The organism is Pseudoxanthomonas sp., assembly GCF_036845285.1.
GTDB lineage: Bacteria > Pseudomonadota > Gammaproteobacteria > Xanthomonadales > Xanthomonadaceae > Pseudoxanthomonas_A.
The window spans coordinates 115,837-140,787 of record NZ_DAIUEE010000012.1; the positions used below are offsets into that span (position 1 = coordinate 115,837).

Below are 24,951 nucleotides of genomic sequence, written 5' to 3' on the forward strand. Positions count from 1 at the left end.
CGCGAACTGCGTCCAACCGCCATCGCCCCTTCCCGGAGAACCCCATGTCCCTGCGCGATGCCCTCAGGATTCCTGCTTCGCAGGTTACGGACGAATCGGTCTACCTGGATCGTCGGCGCCTGCTGCAGGCGTTCGCCGCCGCCCCCGCCCTTGCGCTGGCTGGCTGCGCCGAGGCCGAGCCACCCCCGCCGCCGAAGATCGCGGTGACGCCTGAACAGGCACGCTCGGGGTTCCGCACCACCGAAGCGCTGACCCGGCTTGAGGACGTCAGCAGCTACAACAATTTCTACGAGTTCGGTACCGGCAAGGCCGATCCGTCGAACGCCCGCAAGACCCTGAAGACCTCGCCGTGGACGGTGGTGGTCGGCGGCGAATGCGCCAAGCCCGGCAAGCTCTCGCTGGAGGATCTGGTGAAGGGCCTGACACCCGAAGAGCGCGTGTACCGCCTGCGCTGCGTGGAGGGCTGGTCGATGGTGATCCCGTGGCTGGGCGTGCCGCTGGGCCAGGTGCTCAAGAAGTTCGAACCCACGTCCAAGGCGAAGTACGTGGCCTTCACCACCCTCGCCGACCCCATGCAGATGCCGGGCGTGCGCTACCGCTCGATCAACTGGCCCTACCGCGAGGGCCTGCGCATCGACGAGGCGATGCATCCGCTGACCCTGCTGGCCACCGGCCTGTACGGCAAGCCGCTGCCGCAGCAGAACGGTGCGCCGCTGCGGCTGGTGGTGCCGTGGAAGTACGGCTTCAAGAGCATCAAGTCGATCGTGGAAATCAAGTTCGTCGAGAAGATGCCCGAGACTGCCTGGCACGACCTGCAGCCCTCGGAATACGGTTTCTTCTCCAACGTCAACCCGAACGTCGACCATCCGCGCTGGAGCCAGAAGACCGAGCGCCGCATCGCCGGCACCCAGAGCAAGCTGTTCGCCGAACGCATTCCGACGCGGATGTTCAATGGCTATGCCGACCAGGTCGCATCGATGTACACCGGCCTCGACCTGAAGAAGTGGTACTGAGTGGCACCGGCGCGCAAGGCCTCGGCGGGACTCATTGCCGCGAAGGCGGCGGTGCACGCATTGGCGCTGACGCCGCTGGCGATCCTGGCCTGGCAGTTCTACGACGTATGGCAGACCGGGAGCGACGCGCTGGGCGCCGACCCGGTGGCGGAGATCGAACACCGCACCGGGCTGTGGGCGCTGCGCTTCCTGATGATCGCGCTGGCGGTCACGCCGCTGCGGCAGCTGACAGGCCAGTCGATGCTGCTGCGCTTCCGGCGGATGCTGGGCCTGTACGCGTTCTTCTACGCCACGCTGCACCTGGGCGTGTACCTGGGCCTGGACCTGCGCGGCTACTGGACGCAGATCTTCGAGGAGATCGTCAAGCGGCCCTACATCACCGTCGGCTTCGCGGCATGGCTGTTGCTGGTGCCGCTGGCGATCACCTCGACGCAGGGCTGGATGCGCCGTCTCGGCCGCCGCTGGGGCCAACTGCACAAGCTCGTCTACGCCATCGGCGTGCTGGCCGTACTGCACTTCTGGTGGCTGGTGAAGTCCGATATCCGCGAGCCGCTGCTGTACGCCGGCATCCTCGCCGCCCTGCTGGGCTGGCGCGCGTGGAAGAAGTTCAGCCCGCGCCGAACAGCAGCAGCGCGCTGAGCGCGCCCGCCATCAGCAACGCGGCCAGCAACAGCCACGGCCAGCGCAGCACGGACGACGTCGACGCGGCACGCGCATCGCCGTCCGTGGATCCTGCCGACGTATCGTCCAGCGGCGCCGGTTCATCGACTTTCGCGCTGGGCGCCCACGGCACTTCCAGCACGAAGCGGTGCTGGGCATCGAAGACGACCTGGTCGCCCGCGGCCAACAGGGCGTCGCGCACCGCGACCCCGTTCACCCGCGTGCCGTCGGCCGCCCCCAGGTCGCGCAGCAGGACGCGCTCGCCGCGCAGTTCGAGCCGCGCATGGCGCTCGGCGAAAGCCGGGTCGTCGACGCGTATCTGTGCGTCGCGTGCCCGTCCGACCACGCAGGGCTGCTCGAGCGAGATGCTCCTGCCGTGGTACTTGCCGCCCAACCCCCGCAATACCACGCGGGCATCGCCCTGGCTGGCGTCGGCATCGTGCAGGCCCGCCGCCGACTGGAAACCGGACTGCAACAGCAGTTCCACGCCTTCGACATAGACCGCGTCGCCCGGACGAAGCACCGCCATCCGCTTCACCGGACGGCCATTGATGTGCACGCCGCGCATGCCGTTGGCCACCTGCAGCCACAGGCCACGCCGGTCCACACAGATCTGCGCGAGCAGCGCGCCCTGCAAGGCGTCGCCCACGCCGATCGTGCCCGCCGCTTCACGCACGATGCGATGCACGCCGGTGGTCAGTGGACGGTCCGGCGACGGGCGATTTGTGAAGTGAAGTCGGAGGTTCTGCACGCCCGGGGAGCCTATCAGGTTGGTACGCATCCGGCAGCCCCGGCTTGGCATCCCGCCATCGCGCTGCGCAGAATACCGGACGACCCACGGAGCCCGCACATGGCCAGCATCGACATCCAGCATCCGCATTCCAAGTCGCCCGCGCAGGCACGCAAGGCCATCGAAAGCGTCGCGAAGAAACTCGCCGAACGCTTCGACATGGACTACGGCTGGGACGGCGACACGCTCAACTTCAGCCGCTCTGGCGTGGAAGGCAAGATCGCGCTGCTGGCCGACAAGCTGCGCGTCACCGCGAACCTGGGCTTCCTGCTGTCGGCGATGAAGGGACCGATCGAGGCCGAGATCCGCCGGGTGCTGAGCGAAAAGTTCGACTGACCTTCAATCGCGGAACGGATCCGGGTCCGCGGCGAACAGGCGACGCGACACGGCCCGTTCCGTCCGCTCGATGTCGCGCACGAAGGCCTTGCCGTCGCCGAGTGCGCCGAACGCGGCGAATCCACGCTCCAGGAACCCCTGCAACTCGCCCAGCCCCGTCGCCTTGGCGGGACCGCGCGACAGTTTGAGCAACGTCGCCACGCCCGGTGTCTTCACCGCACGGGCCAGGCCCACGCCGACCTCCGCGATCAGGTCGATCTGGTGCCTGCGCAGGCGCCGCAGGCCCACCTCGCGATAGGCCTGTCCATACAGGTCGGCGTCGAGCTTGCGCCGGGTCGGCGCCAGCCGGTGCAGCGCCTCGGCCATGCGCATGTCCAGCGCATGCGTCAGCACACCCAGTTCGATGCCATGGGCGACGGTCTCCAGCACGGCGCCGGGCAGCAGGCGCTGCATCATCGGCATCACCTTGGCGACATTGGCATCGCGTCCGCTGAAGTCGTGGTCGCCGTACACATCGGTAAGGAAGAACATCGCCGCCGCGCGCCGCTTCGGATCGTCGAGGAAGTGCGCGAAGCTGTCCTCCAGGCGGGCCGCCTGCCAGCGCCGGACCTCGGGCAGCCAGCGCAACCGGTTGCGGGGTTCATGCGTCGGATCGTGCGCGGCCTGGTGCCAAGCCAGGCGCCTGCCTACACGTTCGATCAGCGGATTTCCTCGGGCCATGGGCGCCATGATCCGGGCAGGCCACGACCACCGCAACCTGCCTGCCCGTCGGCTACACTCGGGCGGCAAGGTCACCACGGGTAGTACATGCTTTCGATCCACAGTGCGAGGCAGCGGGGCCACAACGGCAAGATCGGGCTGGCCATCGCCGGCGGCGGCCCCATCGGCGGCATGTACGAGCTGGGTGCCCTGCGCGCCCTGGACGAAGCGCTGGACGGCCTGGACCTGACCCGCATGGACTGCTACGTGGGCGTCAGCTCGGGCGCCTTCCTCGCGGCGGGACTGGCCAACCGGATGGGGACGGCGGAGATGTGCCGCATCTTCATCACCGGCACCAGCGACGATGCCGAATTCCGTCCCGAGACCTTTCTGCGTCCGAATGTCGGCGAGTACCTGCGCCGCGCCGCCAGCCTGCCGGGACTCTACGCCGACTGGCTGTCGCGGCTGGTCCGCAATCCCCGCCGCGCCACGCGCTGGTCGGACCTGTTCCTGCGCTTCGGCGGGCTGGTCCCCACCGGCATCTTCGACAACGAGGAAGTCGAACGCTTCCTGCGCGACATCTTCAGCCGCCGCGGGCGCAGCAACGATTTCCGCAGCCTGGATGCCGACCTGTTCGTGGTCGCGGTCGACCTGGACAGCGGCGAGGCGGTGCGCTTCGGCGAGGAGGGCTGGGACGACGTCCCGATCTCGCGCGCGGTGCAGGCCAGTTCCGCCCTGCCCGGCCTGTACCCACCGGTGGAAATCGGCGGCCGTCACTTCCTTGACGGCGCCCTACGCCGCACCATGCATGCGAGCACGGTGCTGGACCGCGGCATCGACCTGATGATCGGCATCAACCCGCTGGTCCCGTTCGACGCCAACCAGGCCGTTCCGCAGGCGGACGAAGCCGAACAGGTCGGCCTGGCCAGCGGCGGCCTGCCTGCGGTGCTGTCGCAGACGCTGCGTACGCTGCTGCAGTCGCGCATGCAGATCGGCATGGAAAAGTACCCGCATCGTTATCCGGACATCGACCAGCTCGTCTTCGAACCCAACTCGGACGACAGCGAGCTGTTCTTCACCAACCTCTTCAGCTTCTCGTCGCGCCATCGCGTCTGCCAGCTGGCGTACCGCAATACGCTGGCCGACCTGCGCAAGCGCGCCGCCGTGCTCAAGCCGATGCTGGCCGCCCATGGCATCCGCTACAACGAGGACATCGTCAACAACCGCCATCGCTCGATCCTCGACGGGCTGGACGTGATGCCGCGCATGACCGAAACCACTGCGCGCCTGCGCCGCGCCCTGGATGACGTGGACCAGCTGGTATCGCGCCGCCGGGCGGCCCGCCGTTCGTGACCCGCTCACGGCCGCATCACCGGCTGGTGTGAAAACTCTAGACGCGCCGTCGATTCTGGCGCGCACTCCCTACACCCTCATCGACGGAACGCCATGGCCACGCTGAAGAAATCCGCACGCAAGAAGACCGCTTCCGCTTCCAAGAATGAAGACCTGCAGGCACAGGCCGAGCAGATGTCCAAGCGCCTCGGCGAATCCGCGCAGCAGGTCTGGCTGGCCGGCGTCGGCGCCTTCGGGCGCGCGCAGGCCGAAGGCACCAAGCTGTTCGAGACGCTGGTGAAGGAAGGCCTGTCGCTGGAACACCTCACCCGCAAGGCCGCCGGCGGCAAGGCGCAGGCGATGCGCGATGCGGTCGAGACTACGGTCGGCCAGGCGCGTGAGCGCGCTTCCGATACGTGGGATCGCCTGGAAAAGGTGTTCGAAGAACGCGTGCACCGCGCCCTGCGCCGCCTTGAAGTTCCCAGCCGCGAAGATCTTTCCGCACTGATCGACCGCGTGGACGCGCTGAATGCCCAGTTGCGCAAGATGGGTGGCGCGCCGACCGCGAAACCGGCCCGCGCCGCCCGCCCGCGCAAGGCTGCCGTCAAGAAAACGGCGCCCGCGACAGCGAAGAAAACGCCCGCGAAACGTGCATCGCGCAAGAAGGCTGCACCATAAGGTCGCAACGCGAATTTCGTGGCTCTCGCTGAACAAATTTTTGTTGCGCAGCACCATTCATTGGCGTAACAATCATTCCGGCCCGCCAGTCCATCGAAGTTCGTTTGCTCCCCTCCCCTTACGGCTTCGGACTGGCGGGCTTTTTCATGCCCGCCGTCCGGCACGCCGCCGCACGATCACAGACACGCGCAGGGTCGGCCCGGTAGAATCGCGGGCCTAAAAACAACAACGCACGCGCGACGCATGTCCATCTGGCTTCTCGGCTTGGCCGTTACCCTCGTGAGCGGCATTGCAGCCAACGCTTATCTCTGGCTGGTCCGCCGCCCCCGGGACGAAATGTCCTACGGCCTCCACGCACTCTCCGGCCTGCGCTGGCGCGAGTTCTCCAAGCTCGTGCTTGCCGCCATGGCCGACCGTGGGCTGGTGGAAGCGACGCCGGACCAGCAGGAGTCGCGCGAACCCCAGTCGACCTTCCTGCTCGCGCGTGGCGACGAACGCTGGCTGCTGTCCTGCAAGCACGGCTCCGCCTACCGGATTGCGGCCGCACCCGTCCAGGAACTCGCCGCCAGCATCCGCCTGGGCGCCGCGCAGGGCGGCATCCTGGCGACCGAGGGCAAGGTGGAAAAGGAGGGCCGCGAGGCCGCGCATGGCACCAACATCGAGCTGCTCGACGGTCCGCGCCTGTGGCCCGAAGTACGCGACCTGATCGAACCCGCGCTTCGCGAGCAGATCGCCCACTACGCCACGGCGCGAGCCAAGCGCCATGCGGGTATCTCGTGGCTGGGCGCGGTCACGCTGGGAGCGTTGTCCATGGCCGTCTGGTCCGGCACCCATCCGACAGTCGCCGACGATGCGCCCGCGACGGCGGCACGCGTCGCACCCGCTGCACCGGCCGCTGTGCCTGCTGCACCCGTGCCTGCTCCACAGGAGAGCTTCCGTGAACCCACGGACGAGGAACTCGAGGTGCAGATGCGCGAGGTGCTGAAGGCCTTGTCGAAGACACCCGGCATCACGCGTGGCGTCTGGCAGACCAAGCTCACGCTGAGCATCGACCGCGTTGCCAGCGAGAAGGACATCTGGCCGTGGATCTGCCTGGAACTGGAGCGTTACCCCGCCCTTCGCGCCACCCGCGTGCAGCTCAATCCGCCGCCGGGTAGCAGCGAACCGGTGCGCTGGCGTCAATGCAGGACGATGTGAGCAAGGGTGCGCCGCGACGTTCCGTCGCTGGCCGCGCCTTCCGAGCAGGCGGATGATCCCGCGATCTTCCCGCGCCCTTGACTCATGACCGACGCTTCCACCCTCTACGACCGCATCGGCGGTGAAGCCGGCCTGCGCCGGATGACCCGGCGCATGTACGCGCTGATGGACAGCTTGCCGGAAGCCGCCGCCGTGCGCGCACAGCATCCGGATTCGCTCGATGGCAGCGAGCAGAAGCTGTTCGAATTCCTCAGCGGCTGGCTGGGTGGCCCTCCGTTGTTCACCCAGAAGCACGGCGCACCGATGCTGCGTGCCCGCCACCTGCCCTTCCGGATCGGCATGGAGGAAGCCAGCGGCTGGCTCGCGTGCTTCCACGGCGCGATGACGGAAACCGTCGAAGACGCCGAACTGCGCGACGTCATGTGGTCGCGGATCGAACCGTTGGCGCTGCATATGCGCAACCTGCAGGCGGTGCCGTTGCGATGGGCTGAAGGAAGCTAGTTCGGCCAGCTAGCGCTTCAAATGCATATACCCATTGGGGCATCGGGATCACGACCTGGTTCCGCCGACAGCACCTGATAGAACACCTCACTCCCGGTATCGATGTTGCTCTTGAAACCAGCCGAGTAAGCGGCACGCCTCTTGCCGTCCACGCAGACCATGGCGCCGCCTTCGAAACAAGGCATTCCGCAATTGAATTCCGACGCGCTCTCCAGGACGACCAGTTTCGTTGCAGCAGCCTTCAGGCGTTGGACAGTCGCTGCGCCCAGGACCGCCTGATGCCGGCTGCGGAACTCGCCGCCGATGAAATGTCCTGCATCACCGTGACCATCGTAATAGACCCTACCATCGCGCTTGCCTTGGATCAGAACAGCCGTCTTCGATGCGCAGCCACTGGATACGATCAGTACTTTTAATTCGCCCAACGAACAGCTGAAGTCGGTCTGCGGTATTCGCGTAGACCTGAGCGCCGCTTCGATCGGCCAAGCAGCCTCGTCGAACCGACGGTCCGTCAGCATCTCCTGATCGACCTTCGCGGATGCGCCGACACCTTGTAGCCGGGACGCCGATACCACCAGCAAGACCAGCAAGAGCAAAACGCCAGCGATGCTCAGAACGACGCTTCGGCGTGGGGCCTTCAACGCCAGACACCTACCAATGCACGCCCCGCATCAGCGATGCAAAGGCGATCTGCTCCTGGCTGGGCGCAGACTGCTTCAACGCCTTGCGATCGCCCTTGGCGGCCGCCGAATCCGGGAACAGCTCGAATGCGGTGTTCATCACCACTTCGTAGGCCTTCGGCGCCACCGCATTGACCAGCGCGGCGAAAATGCCGAGGCGCGTGGCGATGCGACTGGGTTTCTCGATGATCGCCTTGACCAGCAGGTCGGCCGCTTCTTCCGGGGACAGCGTCGGCACGCTGTCGTACATCTTGGTCGGCGCGATCATCGGCGTCTTCACCAGCGGCATGTTGATGGTGGTGAAGCTGATGCCCTTGCCCGACAGTTCGCCCTGCGCGCACCGGCTGAACGCATCCAGCGCGGCCTTCGACGCCACGTAGGCCGAAAAGCGCGGCGAATTCGCCAGCACGCCGATCGAACTGATGTTGATGATGTGGCCCTTGCGCCGCTCGGTCATCTTCGGCAGGAAGCCCATGATCAGGCGGATGCTGCCGAAGTAATTCAGCTGCATCGTGCGCTCGAAATCATGGAAGCGGTCGTAGCTGGCCTCGATGGAGCGACGGATCGAACGGCCGGCATTGTTGATCAGGATGTCGACCTGCCCGTGCTCGTCCAGCACGGTCTTCACCAGCCTGTCGCAGTCCGCCATGTCGGCCAGGTCGGCGGTGTAGGCGAACACCTTGCCACCGGCCTTCTTCATGTCGTCGCGGGCCTTGAACAGTTCCTCCTCGCCGCGCGCCACGATGATCGTGGTGGCGCCCGCTTCGGCGACGCGCTGCGCGGTGGACAGGCCGATGCCCGAGGAGCCGCCGGTGATCACCACGACCTTGTTGCGCACCTTGCCCTTCAGCGAGCGATCGATGAACAGGTCCGGATCGAGGTGGCGCTCCCAGTAATCCCATAAACGCCACGCATAATCGTCCAGGCGTGGCACTGCGATGCCGCTGCCCTTCAGCGCACGCTCGGTCTCGCGGCTGTCGAAGCGCGTCGGATAGGTGATGAACTTCAGCACTTCCTTCGGGATCTTGAAGTCGCGCAGCAGCATGCCGATGAAGCGCCGCACCGGCGGCAGGTTGCCAACCGCCATGCGGATGCCGCCGGGCACGAAGGCGAACATGCGTGCGTCGATGCGCATCGTCATTTCCGGCGCATGGCCCGCGCGGCAGAAGGTGTTCAGCACCTCACCCACGCGCATCGGCTCGGGATCGGTCAGGTGGAAGGTGTGGCCGTCCAGCTTCGGCTTGTGCGCGATGTGGTCCATGGCGTCGGCGACAAAATCCACCGGCACGATGTTGATGCGGCCGCCTTCGATGCCAAGCACCGGCATCCACTGCGGCAACAGCTCGCGCAGTTTCTTGATCAGCGTGAAGAAATAGTACGGACCATCGATCTTGTCGATCTCGCCGGTCTTCGAGTGACCGACCACCATGCCGGGTCGATAGATGCGCCACTTGATGCGCGTTTCCTTTCGCACCAGACCTTCGGAATCGTGCTTGGTGCGCAGGTAGGGGTCGTCCAGCCCCTCGGCTTCTTCGAACATGTCCTCGCGGAAGATGCCCGGATACAGGCCGGCGGCGGCAATGGAACTGGTGTGGTGGAAGCAGCCGGCCTTCAGCGCCGCCGCCAGGTCGAGCGCATGCTGGGTACCGTCGATGTTCGCGGCCTGCTGGGCCTCGCGGCTCGCGGTCAGGTCGTAGACGGCGGCCAGATGGAAGAAGTGCTTCACCTTGCCGGAGAGCGCGCGCAACTGGGCGGGCGTCAGCCCGCACTTGGGCTTGGTCATGTCGCCATGCACCACGGACACGCGTTTCATGTCCCAGCCGGCCTTCTTTGCGATGGCGTCGAACTTCTTCTGCGAGTCCTTGCGGACCAGCACGTGGACCGTCCCGCTGCGCTTGAGGAGGTTGCCGACCAGGTAGCGGCCAATGAATCCCGTGGCGCCCGTGACGAAATAGCTCATGACGACCCAATCCTCGCTGTGTGGGCAAGCCCCTCCGACCGCCCTGCGGGCTAACTTGCCAGAGCCGCCCACGTTCGACAATCCCGTCACGGATTGACCGCCTTGACCGCCCGTGGTCAGATGGCCGCGATCACTGGGAGGGATCATCCATGGCAGATCTGAAGAGCGCATTCGACCAGGCATCCAAGGACATCCAGACGCTGGCCGAGCGCCCGGACAACGATACGTTGCTGCGGCTCTACGGCCTGTACAAGCAGGGCGCCGAGGGCGACGTGAAGGGCGACAAGCCCGGATTCTTCGATTTCGTCGGCACCGCCAAGTACGAGGCCTGGGCCAAGCTCAAGGGCACCGCACAGGAAGATGCGCAGAAGAAGTACGTGGACCTGGTGAAGAAGCTCATCGCGTAGTGGCGCGCGATACCCGCCAGCGCATCCTCGACGCCGCCCTGGCGATGTTCAACACGCAGGGCGAGCCGCACGTCACCACCAACCACATCGCCGACGAGCTGGAGATCAGCCCGGGCAACCTGTACTACCACTTCCGCAACAAGGACGACATCATCGAGCAGCTCTTCGCACGCTACGAAGAGCGCATGGATGCGGCCCTGACGCCGCCGACCGACCGGCTGCCGGGACTGGAAGACATCTGGCTGCAACTGCACCTGGTGTTCGAGTGCATCTGGGACTACCGGTTCCTCTATCGCGACCTGGTCGAGATCCTCAGCCGCAACCGTCGCCTGCGGCTGCGCTTCGCCCGCATCCTCAAGCGCGCCGACGACAGCGCGCATGCGGTGATGCGCGGCATGGGCCATGCCGGCGTGATGCGCGCTTCCGCCGCGGAACTCGCGGCGACCGCCACCAACGTCCTGGTGATCTCCACCTTCTGGCTCAACTATGCCGCCACGCGCGGCGAGAAGGACGAACAGGCCGCCATCCGCCAGGGCATCGTGCAGGTGATGATGCTGGTGGCGCCGTTCCTGCGCGATGCCGAGCGCGTGCACCTGAACACGTTGACGCAGGCGTATACCGACTGAGCGTTCGCAGGAGGGTTCAGCCCTGGCGCTTTCCGCGCAGCCCGCAGGACTCCAGGAAAAAGCGTCGGGGCTGAAGCCCCTCCTACATGTATTCCGATAACGCCATGGATCAGGCGGCGGCCAGCGCGGCACCCAGCCGGGTCGACGCCGCCCGCAACTCAGGCAGCAGGCCGCGATCGTCGACGATCTCGAACTCCGGGCCGATCAGGGCCATCAATGCGAGCAGCGCGTCGATGGATTCCGCGCCCAGCTCGAGCATGCAGTGGTGCGCGTCGCCGGCCTCGAGGATGCCGCACCACGTCGGTACCCGTGTGGCCTGCGCTTCCACCGGCCCGGGAAGACGCAACCTGACCTGGTAGCGGGTGAATGGCAGGGTGATCGATTTGGCCACGTAGTCCGCCACGTCGCCGGGAAACTCACGCGGCGGGAACTGCATGCCGGTGTCGTGCAGCGACTGCACGCGGTCCACGCGGAAGGTGCGCCAATCCTCGCGCTTCAGGTCCCACGCCACCAGGTACCAGCGACTGCCGGTGTGCACCAGCCGCAGCGGCTCGATCACGCGCTCGCTGGCGCGCTGGCTGCGGTCGCGGTAATGCATGCGCAGGCGAAAGCCGTCGCGGCAGGCGCCCGCGATGCGCAGCAGCAGGTCCACGTCGGAGGTCGGCACGCCGCCGGCCAGCGACAGCGTGACCGAATAAAGCGCGCTGGCGCGCTTGCGCAGGCGCGCGGGCAGCCACTGGTCGAGCTTGGACAGCAGGCGCAGCGCGGTGTCTTCCATCCGCCCCACGCTGGCTGCGGCCGTGCGCAGGGCCACCGCCACTGCGACGGCCTCGTCGTCTTCCAGCAGTACCGGCGGCATGGCGGCCCCGGAACCCAGCCGGTAACCGCCGCCCAGGCCGGGCGACGCGTCGATGGGATAGCCCAGTTCGCGCAGGCGCTCGACGTCGCGCCGGAGGGTGCGGCGGTCGACTTCCAGCCGCTGGCTCAGCTCGGCACCGGTCCAGTGGCGACGGGACTGCATCAACGACAGCAGGCGGAGAAGGCGGTTGGAGGTGCTCAGCATGGGGCCAGTATGCGCCCCCATTGAGGACTGATTCTGTCCTCGATCACCGCGATGCTGGCGCTGCACATCCCGACAAGGAACAAGCCCGATGACCGTCCAGACCTGCCATGGCAGCTGCCACTGCGGCGCCGTGCGTTATGAAGTCGACCTCGACCTGAGCGCCGGCAGCGGTCGCTGCAACTGCTCGATCTGCACCAAGACGCGGTACTGGGGCGCCATCGTCAGGCCGGAGGCCTTCCGCCTGCTGCACGGCGAAGACGCACTGACCCGTTACCCCTTCGGCACCGGCATGGTGGAACACCTGTTCTGCAGGCACTGCGGCGTGAAATCGTTCGGTCGTGGCGAACTGGAGGTCCTGGGCGGACGCTACTACTCGGTGAACCTGGCGTGCCTGGACGATGTCGAGCACGCCGCACTGGCGGAGGTGCCGATCCGCTACGCCAACGGGCGCGACAACGACTGGTTCTCCGAACCTGCCGTCACCCGGCATCTCTGATCCAACACGCCATGACAGAACGCCCCTGCAGGCCGGGGCGTTCTCATTACCGGTGCCGGGAGCCGGCGGTCAGGCGCGGCTGCGGCGGACCGGGCGCTTCGGTGCAGGTTTGCGGGGCGCGGCGGCGCGCGTGCGCTTCGCGGCCGGCTTCTTGCGGGCACGGGGCGCAGCCTTCGTGCGTGCGGGCTTCTTCAGGCCCAGCTTGGCCAGCACGGGCTGCAGGCGGGCTTCGACATCGGCGCTGAAACGCTCGACACTGGCTTCGCCCTGCTCGCGCGCGTTGGCCAGGCGCGCCAGCGCGTCGCGCTGGGCCTGCCCGGCCAAGGCTTCCGCCTGTTCGCGCACGGCCTGCAGCTTGCCGACGGCTTCGGCTGCGGCACCGAGGGTTTCGCGACGGGCCACGGCGATCAGGCCGAGGCCGGCGAGCCAGACATGGCGCAGGGTGGGTTCGGGGGTCTTGCGGGTCTGCTTCTTGGCGGCCATGGGGGCATCCACATGCCGACCCCGATGGTCGGCTTCCATGAGTGGATGCTGTCCGGCCTGCGTCGAGCAATCACACTATTGGCCGCTGGCGCGACGGATTGCGTAGGGGTTGCCTGTGGACCACGTTCGCGGCGATGCTCGCCGCTCCCCGGGAGCGACGAACGATGGCAGGAAAAACCGCGAAGTGGGCACAGTTTCCGCATGACGCCAAGGGCTACGCCTATGCGGGCGATGCCTTGAAGAAGGCCTGGCCCGTGCTGCACGCCGGCGACCAGGAACCCTACCCCGACGAAAAGCGCGCGAAGGCGCTGATCGCCGCTGCCGGCAAGGCCGCCAAGGGCATCGAACCCGCCGACCTCGCCCAGCGCCTGCAGGACGCATGGCGCGCATTCCATCGCGGCGATTTCCAGGCGGCTTACGAGGCCGGCGAAGCGCTCGGGCCGCTGGGGGCCTCCGTCGCCGTCAAGGCGATCGGCATCCACGCCACGTATCTCGTGGACGACGAGGCGGAGCAGCTCAAGCGTTTCGAACAGGCCGCCAAGCTGGCGGAAGCCGCGATCAAGGCACTCCCCGACGAAGCCAACAGCCATTACCGCCACGCATTCGCGCTGGGCCGCTACAGCCAGGGCCTGAGCATCGCCAAGGCATTGAAGCAAGGCATCGCCGGCAAGGTCCGCGTGGCGCTGGACGCCACGCTGGCCCGCGAGCCCAAGCATGCCGAGGCGCATACGGCGCTGGCGCTGTACCACGCCGAGATCATCGACAAGATCGGCGCGATGATCGGCGGCCTGACCTATGGCGCCAAGGCCAGTGAAGCGGAGTCGCATATCAAGACGGCCCTGAAGCTGACCCCGGACTCGCCCATCGCGCACGTGGAATACGCCAACGTGCTGTTGCTCCTGCATGGCGACAAGAAGGAAGACGCGGCCGCGGCCTCGTTCGAGAAGGCCGGCAAGCTGAAACCGCGCGATGCCATGGAAGCGCTGGACGCCGCCCACGCGAATGCGCAGATCGAGTAAGGCGCTGCCGCTCGTGCTGGCGGCCTTCGGGCTGGCCGGCATGGCCCCCGTGGTGTCGGCGCAGTCGGTAGCCGTCCCGCCACCCGCCGCATCCGGTCCGACGGACACGCTGCTGGACGCGCTTGCGTGCCGCACCGCGATCGCCGACCTGCCTGGCCTGCTGCCACGGCTTCGACGCGAACGCCCGACGGAATTCGGGCAGACCGAGCGGCAGTACAGCGCGCCGATGATGGATCTCTACCGCCTGGAAGATCCGGTGGACGCATGGGGCCTCCGCAGCAGCGCGGTCGTCATCACCGACGATCGCGTGCTGCTGCTGGTGGACAGTCCCATCGAACAGGCGACCGCACAGCTGGAACGTGCGCTGGAAGCAAGCAAGGATGCCCCGCTGGCCGGCGCGCTCGACGATGCGCACGCGCTGGTCGTCTATCCGGGCGAGCGTCCCGGACTGACCGGACGCACCCTGGTCGGCTGCGAATACCGCATGCCGTCGCTGTCGTTGCTGGCCGATCCCGCCGACGCCTGGCGCCTCCCCCACCCCACGCCGGCCCCCGCGCCCACGCCGTGACGGCGGTGCGCATCGCGCGCACCCGATCCCTCCATTGCCCCGATCACGCGCCCGCATCAGGGAGTGATCGCGTGCGCCTGCGCCGAAGCGCGCCGTTAACGGCATCGTCCGCCCCTTCTTTAGGGCTGCCGTCACGTTTTCCATGACCGACGGAAAGCCCCTCCCATGCGGGCTTCCCACGACCTAGCACATTTTTTTCCACGCCCCCTAAAGGTTTTTTTGGCTGCGCCGTTATTCATTTCGCAACACGAAGACGACTAGCCCAACACAACAAACCGGCAGCGTCTTTTCCCTTCAACGCCGTGAATCCAAATAAGAGGAGACGAACATGGCACAGGTAATCAACACCAACACGATGTCGCTCAACGCTCAGCGCAACCTGAGCACCAGCGGCGCTTCGCTCGCCACCACCATCCAGCGCCTGTCGTCGGGCCTGCGCATCAACAGCGCGAAGGACGACGCGGCCGGCCTGGCGATCTCCGAGCGCTTCTCCACCCAGATCCGTGGTCTGGACGTCGCCGTGCGCAACGCCAACGACGGCATCTCGCTGGCCCAGGTCGCCGAAGGCTCGCTGACCGAGATCGGCAACAACCTGCAGCGCATCCGCGAACTGGCCGTGCAGTCCTCGAACGCCAGCAACTCGTCGTCCGACCGCGCTGCGCTGAACGCCGAAGTCAAGCAGCTGTCGGCCGAAATCGACCGCGTCGCCAAGCAGGCGGACTTCAACGGCACCAAGCTGCTGGACGGTTCGTTCACCAGCCAGCTGTTCCAGGTGGGCGCCAACGCCGGCCAGGCCATCGCCATCGACAAGGTGGTCGATGCGCGCGCACAGACACTGGGCGGCGTGACCTTCGCCAACCTCTACACCGGCACCGCGCTGGGCACGGATGCGGCCGCGGCCGACACCACCTTCTCCCAGTTGCAGGTCACGGTCACGCCGACCGGCGGCACCGCGACCACGTTCGACATCGGCGCCTTCGAAGTGAAGGCCGGCCAGTCGATCACCCAGGGCGCAGCAGCCGCGCTGAACGCCCGGCTCGGCGAGACCGGCGTCTACGCTGAGGTCAAGGCCGGCGTCATCAATCTGACCGGCATCAAGGGCGGCCAGGAATTCGCCCTCGCCTTCGGCGGCCCGGTTGTCGCCGGTGCCACCGCCTCGACGGCCGCCAACCTGGGCCTGACCGAAACCAGTACCAACGGCGGCGATCTGGCGGCGACCGGCTCCTTCGTCCAGGCCCTGGACATCACCACTTTCGCCGGCGCGCAGCGCGCCCTGGAAGTGGTGGACAAGGCGCTGACCTCGGTCAACGGCGCGCGCGCCGACCTGGGTGCGGTGCAGAACCGCTTCACCTCGGTGGTCGCCAACCTGCAGACCAGCTCGGAAAACCTGGCCGCCTCGCGCAGCCGCATCCGCGACACCGATTTCGCCAAGGAAACCGCCGAACTGACCCGCACCCAGATCCTGCAGCAGGCCGGTACAGCCATGCTGGCCCAGGCCAACCAGGTGCCGCAGAACGTGATGTCGCTGCTGCGGAACTAAGCCTTTGACGTCCCGGGTTGCACGGCCGGGAAGCGTTGACCACTCCACCCCCCGTGCGACACACGCCTAAGGAAAACTCTCATGGCACAGGTAATCAACACCAACACGATGTCGTTGAATGCTCAGCGCAACCTGAGCACCAGCGGCGCCTCGCTGGCCACGACCATCCAGCGTCTGTCGTCGGGTCTCCGCATCAACAGCGCCAAGGACGACGCGGCCGGTCTGGCCATCTCCGAACGCTTCAGCACGCAGATCCGTGGTCTGGACGTCGCCGTGCGCAATGCCAACGACGGCATTTCGCTGGCCCAGGTCGCCGAAGGTTCTCTGACCGAGATCGGCAACAACCTGCAGCGCATCCGTGAGCTGTCGGTGCAGTCGGCCAACGCGACCAACTCTTCCTCCGACCGCGCCGCGCTGAATGCGGAAGTCAAGCAGCTCACCGCTGAAATCGACCGCGTCGCCAAGCAGTCCGAGTTCAACGGCACCAAGCTGCTGGACGGCTCGTTCTCCAGCCAGCTGTTCCAGGTCGGTGCCAACGCCGGCCAGGCCATCGCCATCGACAAGACCGTCGATGCCAAGGCGAACGCGCTGGGCGGTGCCCAGTTCGCCAGCGGCACGATCGCGGCGGTGACAGGCACGGACAACACCGACCAGGTGGTGGCGGCGTTCACCATCACCGACAGCAAGGGCACGGCGGTCAGCTTCGAAGGCCTGACCGTCAAGAGCGTCGGCCTGGCCGCCGCAAACGCCAGCGAGACCGGCAAGCAGCTGGCCGCGCACATCAACACCAAGGTCGGCGAAACCGGCGTCTACGCCGAAGCCAACGCCGCCGGCGCGGTCACCCTGACCTCGGTCAAGGACAGCGTCAACAGCAGCGGCGCTTTCACCGCGTTCGCCACCACCGCAGCCGGCTACACCGCCGATGCGGCCCCGGCCCGCCAGTACGCCAGCAACCTGGACATCAGCTCGGTCAAGGGTGCGCAGCAGGCGCTGGAAATCGTCGACAAGGCGCTGACCTCGGTCAACGGTGCCCGCGCCGACCTGGGTGCGGTGCAGAACCGCTTCACCTCGGTGGTCGCCAACCTGCAGACCAGCTCGGAAAACCTGGCCGCCTCGCGCAGCCGCATCCGCGACACCGATTTCGCCAAGGAAACCGCCGAACTGACCCGCACCCAGATCCTGCAGCAGGCCGGTACGGCCATGCTGGCCCAGGCCAACCAGGTGCCGCAGAACGTGATGTCGCTGCTGCGTTAAGCCGCTGAACGGCATCGGGCGGGCGACTCTCTCCCCGCACGCCTGATGCCCATCCCTCCAACGCCTTGAGGAACCCTCCATGGCACAAGTCATCAACACCAATACGATGTCGTTGAACGCTCAGCGCAACCTGAGCACCAGCGGCGCCTCGCTCGCCACCACCATCCAGCGCCTGTCGTCGGGCCTGCGCATCAACAGCGCGAAGGACGACGCGGCCGGCCTGGCGATCTCCGAGCGCTTCTCCACCCAGATCCGTGGTCTGGACGTCGCCGTGCGCAACGCCAACGACGGCATCTCGCTGGCCCAGGTCGCCGAAGGCTCGCTGACCGAGATCGGCAACAACCTGCAGCGCATCCGCGAGCTGTCGGTGCAGTCGGCCAATGCGACGAACTCCTCGTCCGACCGTGCCGCGCTGAACGCCGAAGTGAAGCAGCTGGCGTCAGAAATCGACCGCGTCGCCAAGCAGTCCGAGTTCAACGGCACGAAGCTGCTGGACGGATCCTTCTCCAGCCAGCTGTTCCAGGTCGGCGCCAACGCCGGCCAGGCCATCGCCATCGACAAGGTGGTCAATGCCAAGGCCAATGCACTGGGTGGCGTGAAGTTCGCCGCCGACCGCGTCGCCACCACCGATGCCGCCGCTGCCACCTCCGACGGCAAGCTGTCCGGCATGGTGTTGAATGGCGTCACCATCAACGATGTCAGCTGGAAGGCCGGCGACACTGGCGCCGACGTGGCCAAGGCCGTCGCTGCCGGTCTCAATGCGCAGATGGGCGAAACCGGCCTGCGCGCCACGGTCAGTGCGACAGGCGGCATCACGCTGGAATCGCTGAAGGCCGACAAGGACGTGACGCTGACCGCAGGCACGATCACCGGCGGTGCCGGTACCGTGGCCGTGCCGACCAACGCAACCGAAATCGGCCTGACCGGCATCACCGCCGTCACCGCCGCCGCCACCGCCAACGCCAGCTTCGTCTCCTCGCTCGACATCAGTTCGGTCAAGGGTGCGCAGCAGGCGCTGGAAGTCGTCGACAAGGCGTTGACCTCGGTCAACGGTGCCCGCGCCGACCTGGGTGCGGTGCAGAACCGCTTCACCTCGGTGGTCGCCAACCTGCAGACCAGCTCGGAAAACCTGGCCGCCTCGCGCAGCCGCATCCGCGACACCGATTTCGCCAAGGAAACCGCCGAACTGACCCGCACCCAGATCCTGCAGCAGGCCGGTACGGCCATGCTGGCCCAGGCCAACCAGGTGCCCCAGAACGTGATGTCCCTGCTCCGCTAAACCGCTTCACGGGAATCGTTGCCTGGCGCAGGCGTCCCGGACGGATTCGTCTCCCTCCGATTGACGCCGGGATGAAGGGCTTGGCCCTTCATCCGCCCTCCACCGGCCTGGTGGAGGGCGCCGGGCTTTCCTCTCCGCATCAATTCCAAGCCCCAGGCTTCGCCCTCCCATTTTCCAGGACCCCGTCATGGCACAGGTCATCAATACCAACACGATGTCGCTCAACGCTCAGCGCAACCTGAGCACCAGCGGCGCTTCGCTCGCCACCACCATCCAGCGCCTGTCGTCGGGCCTGCGCATCAACAGCGCGAAGGACGACGCGGCCGGCCTGGCGATTTCCGAGCGCTTCTCCACCCAGATCCGCGGCCTCGACGTCGCCGTGCGCAATGCCAACGACGGCATTTCGCTGGCCCAGGTCGCCGAAGGTTCGCTGACCGAGATCGGCAACAACCTGCAGCGCATCCGCGAGCTGTCGGTGCAGTCGTCCAACGCCACCAACTCCGCCTCCGACCGCGCCGCGCTGAACGCCGAAGTCAAGCAGCTGTCCGCTGAAATCGACCGCGTGGCCAAGCAGTCCGAGTTCAACGGCACCAAGCTGCTGGACGGCTCGTTCTCCAGCCAACTGTTCCAGGTGGGCGCCAATGCCGGCCAGGCGATCGCGATCGACAAGGTGGTCGATGCCAAGGCCGCTTCGCTGGGCAACGTCAAGTTCGCCGCCGACGTGACCAGCGCCGCCATCGGCAACGCCGGCGCCGATGGCAGCATCACCGGCATGACGCTCAACGGCGTCACCATCGACACCGTGGAATACAAGAACGGCGCTGCAGGCACCGACATCGCCAAGGCCCTGTCCACTGCGATCAACGCCAAGATGGGCGAAACCGGCGTCTATGCGACCGTCGGTGGCGCCGGCAACAACGAGGTCACCCTGGCATCGGTCAAGGCCGGCAAGGACCTGACCATCGCCGGTACGCCCGCCAACTCCGGCTTCACCGCCGGCCAGTCGGTCACCGCAGCCGCCACCGCGACCGCCACGGTCATTTCCGGCCTGGACATCAGCACGGTGAAGGGCGCGCAGCAGGCCCTGGACGTGGTGGACGAAGCGCTGAAGTCGGTCAACTCGGCCCGCGCCGACCTGGGTGCGGTGCAGAACCGCTTCACGTCGGTGGTCGCCAACCTGCAGACCAGCTCGGAAAACCTGGCCGCCTCGCGCAGCCGCATCCGCGACACCGATTTCGCCAAGGAAACCGCCGAACTGACCCGCACCCAGATCCTGCAGCAGGCCGGTACGGCCATGCTGGCCCAGGCCAACCAGGTGCCCCAGAACGTGATGTCCCTGCTCCGCTAAACCGCTTCACGGGAATCGTTGCCTGGCGCAGGCGTCCCGGACGGATTCGTCTCCCTCCGATTGACGCCGGGATGAAGGGCTTGGCCCTTCATCCGCCCTCCACCGGCCTGGTGGCGGGCGCCAGGCCTTCCTGCTTCGCAACACCCCCTCTCTTCCCCAGGTCCGCGTCATGGCACAGGTCATCAATACCAACACGATGTCGCTCAACGCTCAGCGCAACCTGAGCACCAGCGGCGCTTCGCTCGCCACCACCATCCAGCGCCTGTCGTCGGGCCTGCGCATCAACAGCGCGAAGGACGACGCGGCCGGCCTCGCGATCTCCGAGCGCTTCAGCACCCAGATCCGCGGCCTCGATGTCGCCGTGCGCAACGCCAACGACGGCATCTCGCTGGCCCAGGTCGCCGAAGGTTCGCTGACCGAAATCGGCAACAACCTGCAACGCATCCGCGAACTGGCCGTGCAATCGTCCAACGCGACCAATTCCTCCTCCGACCGCGCCGCGTTGAACGCCGAGGTCAAGCAGTTGACCGCCGAGATCGATCGCGTGGCCAAGCAGTCGGAGTTCAACGGCACCAAGCTGCTGGACGGCTCGTTCTCCAGCCAGTTGTTCCAGGTCGGCGCCAACGCCGGCCAGGCCATCGCCATCGACAAGGTGGTCGATGCCAAGTCCACCTCGCTTGGCAAGGCGCAGTTCGGTTCCACCGGCGGCGTCAATGTCATGACAGGCACGGCCACCGCCGACGGCAAGATCACCGGAATCTCGGTGACCAACGCCAGCGGCAAGACGTTCGCGATCGACGACGTCGACGTGAAGGCCGGCGACACTGGCGCCCAGGTCACCGCCAAGGTGATGGGTGCCATCAATGCCAAGGTCGGCGAACACGGCATCTATGCCGAATCGAGCGGCACGACGGGTTCGTTCTACACGGTGGGCGAAGCCGTCAACGCCAGCGGTGCGCCAGCGGCGATCAGCATCGTCTACGGCGCCAGCGGCGCTGCCGGCATCACCTCGGGCACCGGCGTGAACGGCAGTGCGCCGGGTGCGGGCGAAGTGAAAGGCCTGTCCGACCTGGACGTCACCTCGTACCTCGACGCCTCGCGCGCGGTCACCATCGTCGACAAGGCGCTGACCGTGGTGAACTCGGCCCGCGCCGACCTGGGTGCGGTGCAGAACCGCTTCACCTCGGTGGTCGCCAACCTGCAGACCAGCTCGGAAAACCTGGCCGCCTCGCGCAGCCGCATCCGCGACACCGATTTCGCCAAGGAAACCGCCGAACTGACCCGCACCCAGATCCTGCAGCAGGCCGGTACAGCCATGCTGGCCCAGGCCAACCAGGTGCCCCAGAACGTGATGTCCCTGCTGCGCTGATGCGCGGCGGCCGCGCTCTTCGCTAGTTCCCTGTCGTCACGGACGGATTCGTCTCCCTCCGTTTGGCAGTACCCCAACCCCTGCCGGCGACGGCGGGGGTCTTTTTTTGGGAGCCGTGATTGGTGATTGGGGATTCGTGATTGGCAATGCAGAGAGGCCCGCTGTTCCCCACCAATCACCAATCACGGCCCTTCTGGCACAAACCCTGCATCCCGGCTCATGCCTGCATTTCTCACCAGCACGCCGGATCCACGGCGGCGGTGGGAGACGGAGAAATGCGGCTAAAGAACGGTGCTCCGGGGCCGTTATTGGTACTGCACGGGCGGGTCCCATTCGTCATCGGATGGCGGCCCGCCCGGCCTTCCCTTTCCGCGGAAAGGGTCAGACAGGAGACAGGGCAATGGCAGATTATTCATTGGGTTACGGCGGCGTCGGTTCCGGCATGAACATCACCGGGATGGTCGAACAGCTGGTCGCGGCCGATCGCAAGCCCGCCGACAACCGCCTGAACCGCATCGAGAGCCAGGCCAAGTTCAAGCTGTCCGCCATCGGCACTGTCAGCTCGGCTTTCAGCACCCTGGACACCGCACTCAAGGCGCTGAAATCCGCCACCGCCTTCGACGTGCGCACGGTCAAGTCGGCCACCGACACGGTCGCCGGCGCCAGCGTCTCCAGCGGCACGCCCAATGGCACCTACAACGTGGAGGTGGTCGACCTGGCCACCGCCAACAAATGGATCACCAACACGCCGGTCGCCGCCACCCAGACCTTCGGCGCCGGACAGTTGACGCTGACCGTCGGCGGCGAATCGCTGGCCATCGACATCGCCGAAGGCGCCACCCTGCAGGACGTGCGCGGCGCGATCAACGACGCGGCGCGCAGCAAGGGCGTGCAGGCCAGCGTGCTGACCTCCAACGACGGCCAGTACCTGTCGGTGTCGTCGGACAAGACCGGTGCCGCGAACGGCCTCACCCTCGCCTTCACCTCCGGCGGCAGCGACCTGCAGTCGCTGGTCGGCAGCCTGCAGGAGCGCGTTCCCGCCGCCGACGCCAAGGTGGTGATCGACGGCCTGACCGTCACCGCAAGCACCAACAAGATCACCGAAGCCGTGCCCGGCCTGACCCTGGACCTGAAGACCAAGGGAACCAGCACGGTCACCGTGTCCACCGACACCGCCGCGGCCAGCAAGCTGATGCAGGACGTCGTGACGGCGTACAACGCAGCCATCACCTCGATCAACACCAGCACCAAGTACAACGCCGAACGGAACGAACCGTCCGCGCTGACCGGCGATGCGCAGATGCGCAGTGCGTCGGGTCAGCTGCGCAACCTGATGAGCGAACTGCTCGGTGGATTGGCCGCGCAAGGGCTGGATGCGAAGACGCTGGGGCTGCAGACCAAGGGCTACCCGAGCGCCGACGGCACGCTGGTCTTCGACAGCAGCAAGTTCACCGCGGCCCTGACCGCCGATCCGCAGAAGATCCGCACCGCCTTTACCGGCGACAGCGCGTTCGCCGGCACGCTGCAGAAAGCCGTCGGCAGCTACATCGGCACCGATGGGGCATTCACCCTGCGCAGCAACGGACTCAATGCGCAGATCAAGGACGTCGCCACCCAGCGCACCGCCCTGGACGCGCGCATGGAAGCCGTGGGCAACCGCTACAAGGCGCAGTTCGTCGCCATGGATGCCCTGGTCGGCCAGATGAGCACCACCAGCAGTTACCTGTCCCAGCAACTGGCCGCACTCGCCAAGCAGTCCGGATAACACCGTGGGTCCGCGGCGCGCCCCGGGCCCCAGGAGAATATGGAATGTCACTTCAGTCCTATGCCGCGCAGTACCGCAACACCGGCCTCAGCAGCGCCGTGATGGAAGCGGATCCGCACCGCCTGGTCGCCCTGCTGCTGTCAGGCGCCTGCGAGCGCCTGCGGCTGGCCGAAGCCTGCGTGATGCGCGGCGATCTCGCGCGCAAGGGCAAGGCCATCGGCGAGGTCTGCGCGATCATCGGCCACCTCAACGGTTCGCTGGACCATGAGGCCGGCGGCGAGATCGCCGGCAGCCTGTCGGCGCTGTACGACTACGTGCAGACGCGCCTGATCGACGCCAACCTGCACAACGATCCCGCCGCACTGCGGGAGTCGCTGGAACTGCTGGGCGAGATCGAATCGGCCTGGAACGCCATCCCGAACGAGCAACGCCAGGTCCCGGCGATGGCCGTGGCAGGATGAGCGCCGCGCCGGCCCTCGACGACCTGTTCGCGCAACTGGACGGCATGCGCCACGCGCTGCACGCCGGCGAACTGGAGGACGTGGAGCGCCTGCTCAACCGCCACGACCACGACGTGCGCGCCTTCCTGCATGCCGATGGCGGCAGGACCGCGGGCTACGACGCGCTGGCCGTGCTGCTGCGTGCGCAACTGGAATTGCAGAAGACCATGCAGGACGCGCGCGAACAGGCGCGTGTGCGCATGCACGCCACCCAGCGCGCCGATCGCGCCGCGCGCGCGTACCTGTCCGTCGTCGAGGAATGAGCCATGACCACGTCGATCGTCCTGGTGGAACATCCTGCCGAACACACCCTGTTCGATGGCGCCCTCACCTGCGACGTGGTCCTGCCGGCGCGTTTCGATGCAGGACGACGCGCGGTGATGCAGGCACCGTCGGAGGCATTGCTGAAGGGACTGGCGGTCGCCGAAGACGTCCGTGGCGATGATCCCGAGGAACGCAAGGAAGCCACGCCCACGCAGCAACGCATCGAAGCCAAGCTCGATCTGGTGCTGTCGCTGCTGGGGCGCCTTGCGCGCCGGCACGAGGACAGCCTGCCGGTGACCGCGCTGCGCTGGTCGCATCGCGGCATCCGGCTCGACGTGGCGTCGACCACGGCGCTCGCATCGGGAACGCAGGGCATCGTGACGATCCAGCCCGCCACCTGGTTGAGCGACCAGATCGAGCTTCCCGCCGTCGTGATGGACCATGTCGAAGGCTCCGAGGGCCAGCACCACCTGTGGTTGCAGTTCGAGGGTCTGAACGCGGGACTGGCCGAAGCGATGGATCGTCATCTGTTCCGCCTGCACCGACGGCAGATCGCCGAAGTCCGGCAACACCAGCACGCACGCACGTAAGGTTCTGCTGCGTAAACCCGCGGGAGCACAGTGCTGGCCAGCGGGATGCGCCACGCACCGACATTGCGGAATGCGTGGTTTTCCACCAGCACGGCCGCCTCAACTGTGATTCGTGTCGTGGTTTCACGCCTCCATCGCGATTATGAATTGGCGACGCCGCGTCGCACCGCTATCGTGCCTGCATTCAAAAACGCGACAGCGACTGGTTTCCCTCCGTGCGTGTACTCATCGTCGACGACCACACCCTGGTCCGCGCCGGCATCGGACGCCTGCTGCAGGCGTTGCCCGATGTCGATGTCGTGGCCGAAGCGAGCAACGCGCAACAGGCGCTGGACATGGCCGAGATCCACCGGCCCGACCTGATCCTGCTCGACCTCTCACTGCCCGATCGCAGCGGCCTGGACCTGTTGCCGCTGTTGCGCGAATCGCTGCCGCAGACACGCGTGGTGATGATGTCCATGCACAACGATCCCACCCAGGTAGTCGGCCCTGCAAAATTCATCCAGCAACCGCGTGAGCGACAGCCCACCGATG

Annotated in this window: 28 protein-coding genes; 22 read left to right on the forward strand and 6 right to left on the reverse strand. The window is 66.8% G+C overall.

Annotated features, from left to right (window positions below; translation table 11 throughout):
* The first annotated feature begins 44 nt into the window (after positions 1-44).
* Both msrP and msrQ read left to right on the forward strand, forming a co-directional pair.
* Positions 45-1,013, forward strand: a complete 969-nt coding sequence (msrP, locus tag V7060_RS14595; RefSeq protein WP_334179977.1) for a protein-methionine-sulfoxide reductase catalytic subunit MsrP — start codon at positions 45-47, stop codon at positions 1,011-1,013.
* On the forward strand, positions 1,014-1,652 hold the full coding sequence (msrQ, locus tag V7060_RS14600; protein WP_334179978.1) for a protein-methionine-sulfoxide reductase heme-binding subunit MsrQ: 639 nt from the start codon (positions 1,014-1,016) through the stop codon (positions 1,650-1,652).
* Here the strand turns inward: msrQ and V7060_RS14605 are convergent.
* On the reverse strand, positions 1,621-2,424 hold the full coding sequence (locus V7060_RS14605; RefSeq protein WP_334180009.1) for an FHA domain-containing protein: 804 nt from the start codon (positions 2,422-2,424) through the stop codon (positions 1,621-1,623). The genes msrQ and V7060_RS14605 overlap by 32 nt on opposite strands.
* A 99-nt stretch (positions 2,425-2,523) precedes the next feature.
* On the opposite strand from V7060_RS14605, the gene V7060_RS14610 reads away from it, so the two are divergent.
* The gene (locus tag V7060_RS14610) at positions 2,524-2,799 is read left to right on the forward strand and encodes a polyhydroxyalkanoic acid system family protein (RefSeq protein WP_334179979.1); all 276 of its coding nucleotides are present in this window, start codon (positions 2,524-2,526) and stop codon (positions 2,797-2,799) included.
* A 3-nt stretch (positions 2,800-2,802) separates the two neighbouring features.
* Here V7060_RS14610 and V7060_RS14615 read toward each other — a convergent pair whose 3' ends face one another.
* Positions 2,803-3,519 carry a hypothetical protein gene (locus V7060_RS14615; protein ID WP_334179980.1) on the reverse strand — a complete coding sequence of 239 codons (717 nt, stop codon included), beginning with the start codon at positions 3,517-3,519 and terminating at the stop codon, positions 2,803-2,805.
* An 87-nt stretch (positions 3,520-3,606) separates the two neighbouring features.
* Here V7060_RS14615 and V7060_RS14620 point away from each other — a divergent pair, with 87 nt between their 5' ends.
* The 4 genes from V7060_RS14620 (at position 3,607) to V7060_RS14635 (ending at position 7,206) form a co-directional block, all read left to right on the forward strand.
* Positions 3,607-4,851, forward strand: coding sequence for a patatin-like phospholipase family protein (locus V7060_RS14620; protein ID WP_334179981.1), 1,245 nt, complete (start codon positions 3,607-3,609; stop codon positions 4,849-4,851).
* A 93-nt stretch (positions 4,852-4,944) separates the two neighbouring features.
* The gene (locus V7060_RS14625) at positions 4,945-5,508 is read left to right on the forward strand and encodes a phasin family protein (RefSeq protein WP_334179982.1); all 564 of its coding nucleotides are present in this window, start codon (positions 4,945-4,947) and stop codon (positions 5,506-5,508) included.
* Positions 5,509-5,751: 243 nt separating this feature from the next.
* On the forward strand, positions 5,752-6,705 hold the full coding sequence (locus tag V7060_RS14630; RefSeq protein ID WP_334179983.1) for a restriction endonuclease: 954 nt from the start codon (positions 5,752-5,754) through the stop codon (positions 6,703-6,705).
* Between the two features lie 84 nt (positions 6,706-6,789).
* Complete coding sequence (locus tag V7060_RS14635) at positions 6,790-7,206, forward strand: group II truncated hemoglobin (RefSeq protein WP_334179984.1); 417 nt, start codon at positions 6,790-6,792, stop codon at positions 7,204-7,206.
* 17 nt (positions 7,207-7,223) lie between these two features.
* On the opposite strand, the gene V7060_RS14640 is transcribed toward V7060_RS14635, so the two are convergent.
* Together V7060_RS14640 and V7060_RS14645 are read right to left on the reverse strand one after the other, a co-directional pair.
* Positions 7,224-7,796: a hypothetical protein gene (locus tag V7060_RS14640; RefSeq protein ID WP_334179985.1), complete on the reverse strand. Its 573-nt coding sequence runs from the start codon at positions 7,794-7,796 to the stop codon at positions 7,224-7,226.
* 61 nt (positions 7,797-7,857) lie between these two features.
* A complete protein-coding gene (locus V7060_RS14645; RefSeq protein ID WP_334179986.1) occupies positions 7,858-9,846 on the reverse strand; it encodes an SDR family oxidoreductase in 1,989 nt (662 codons plus the stop codon).
* Between the two features lie 149 nt (positions 9,847-9,995).
* Here V7060_RS14645 and V7060_RS14650 point away from each other — a divergent pair, with 149 nt between their 5' ends.
* Both V7060_RS14650 and V7060_RS14655 read left to right on the forward strand, forming a co-directional pair.
* Positions 9,996-10,253, forward strand: coding sequence for an acyl-CoA-binding protein (locus tag V7060_RS14650; protein ID WP_334179987.1), 258 nt, complete (start codon positions 9,996-9,998; stop codon positions 10,251-10,253).
* Complete coding sequence (locus V7060_RS14655; RefSeq protein WP_162337886.1) at positions 10,253-10,879, forward strand: TetR/AcrR family transcriptional regulator; 627 nt, start codon at positions 10,253-10,255, stop codon at positions 10,877-10,879. The genes V7060_RS14650 and V7060_RS14655 overlap by 1 nt, the downstream gene beginning before the upstream one ends.
* Before the next feature lie 109 nt (positions 10,880-10,988).
* On the opposite strand, the gene V7060_RS14660 is transcribed toward V7060_RS14655, so the two are convergent.
* Positions 10,989-11,942, reverse strand: a complete 954-nt coding sequence (locus V7060_RS14660) for a YafY family protein (protein ID WP_334179988.1) — start codon at positions 11,940-11,942, stop codon at positions 10,989-10,991.
* A gap of 88 nt (positions 11,943-12,030) precedes the next feature.
* Here V7060_RS14660 and V7060_RS14665 point away from each other — a divergent pair, with 88 nt between their 5' ends.
* A complete protein-coding gene (locus V7060_RS14665) occupies positions 12,031-12,438 on the forward strand; it encodes a GFA family protein (protein WP_334179989.1) in 408 nt (135 codons plus the stop codon).
* A 69-nt stretch (positions 12,439-12,507) separates the two neighbouring features.
* Here V7060_RS14665 and V7060_RS14670 read toward each other — a convergent pair whose 3' ends face one another.
* Positions 12,508-12,921, reverse strand: a complete 414-nt coding sequence (locus V7060_RS14670) for a hypothetical protein (protein ID WP_334179990.1) — start codon at positions 12,919-12,921, stop codon at positions 12,508-12,510.
* A gap of 164 nt (positions 12,922-13,085) precedes the next feature.
* Here V7060_RS14670 and V7060_RS14675 point away from each other — a divergent pair, with 164 nt between their 5' ends.
* The 12 genes from V7060_RS14675 to V7060_RS14730 form a co-directional block, all read left to right on the forward strand.
* A complete protein-coding gene (locus V7060_RS14675; RefSeq protein WP_334179991.1) occupies positions 13,086-13,940 on the forward strand; it encodes a hypothetical protein in 855 nt (284 codons plus the stop codon).
* Positions 13,924-14,508 carry a hypothetical protein gene (locus tag V7060_RS14680; protein ID WP_334179992.1) on the forward strand — a complete coding sequence of 195 codons (585 nt, stop codon included), beginning with the start codon at positions 13,924-13,926 and terminating at the stop codon, positions 14,506-14,508. The genes V7060_RS14675 and V7060_RS14680 overlap by 17 nt, the downstream gene beginning before the upstream one ends.
* Before the next feature lie 328 nt (positions 14,509-14,836).
* On the forward strand, positions 14,837-16,048 hold the full coding sequence (locus tag V7060_RS14685) for a flagellin (RefSeq protein WP_334179993.1): 1,212 nt from the start codon (positions 14,837-14,839) through the stop codon (positions 16,046-16,048).
* Between the two features lie 81 nt (positions 16,049-16,129).
* Positions 16,130-17,302: a flagellin gene (locus V7060_RS14690; RefSeq protein ID WP_334179994.1), complete on the forward strand. Its 1,173-nt coding sequence runs from the start codon at positions 16,130-16,132 to the stop codon at positions 17,300-17,302.
* A 79-nt stretch (positions 17,303-17,381) separates the two neighbouring features.
* On the forward strand, positions 17,382-18,581 hold the full coding sequence (locus tag V7060_RS14695; protein ID WP_334179995.1) for a flagellin: 1,200 nt from the start codon (positions 17,382-17,384) through the stop codon (positions 18,579-18,581).
* A gap of 187 nt (positions 18,582-18,768) precedes the next feature.
* Positions 18,769-19,929, forward strand: coding sequence for a flagellin (locus tag V7060_RS14700; RefSeq protein ID WP_334179996.1), 1,161 nt, complete (start codon positions 18,769-18,771; stop codon positions 19,927-19,929).
* A gap of 169 nt (positions 19,930-20,098) precedes the next feature.
* Entirely contained in the window at positions 20,099-21,298 is a 1,200-nt protein-coding gene (locus V7060_RS14705; protein ID WP_334179997.1) for a flagellin, read from the forward strand.
* Positions 21,299-21,698: 400 nt separating this feature from the next.
* Positions 21,699-23,063, forward strand: coding sequence for a flagellar filament capping protein FliD (gene fliD, locus V7060_RS14710; RefSeq protein WP_334179998.1), 1,365 nt, complete (start codon positions 21,699-21,701; stop codon positions 23,061-23,063).
* Between the two features lie 44 nt (positions 23,064-23,107).
* Entirely contained in the window at positions 23,108-23,524 is a 417-nt protein-coding gene (fliS, locus tag V7060_RS14715; RefSeq protein WP_334179999.1) for a flagellar export chaperone FliS, read from the forward strand.
* Complete coding sequence (locus V7060_RS14720) at positions 23,521-23,826, forward strand: hypothetical protein (RefSeq protein WP_334180000.1); 306 nt, start codon at positions 23,521-23,523, stop codon at positions 23,824-23,826. The genes fliS and V7060_RS14720 overlap by 4 nt, the downstream gene beginning before the upstream one ends.
* Positions 23,827-23,829: 3 nt before the next feature.
* On the forward strand, positions 23,830-24,417 hold the full coding sequence (locus tag V7060_RS14725) for a PilZ domain-containing protein (protein ID WP_334180001.1): 588 nt from the start codon (positions 23,830-23,832) through the stop codon (positions 24,415-24,417).
* 215 nt (positions 24,418-24,632) lie between these two features.
* Positions 24,633-24,951: response regulator transcription factor (locus V7060_RS14730; RefSeq protein WP_334180002.1), on the forward strand; the 319-nt coding region annotated here is incomplete at its 3' end.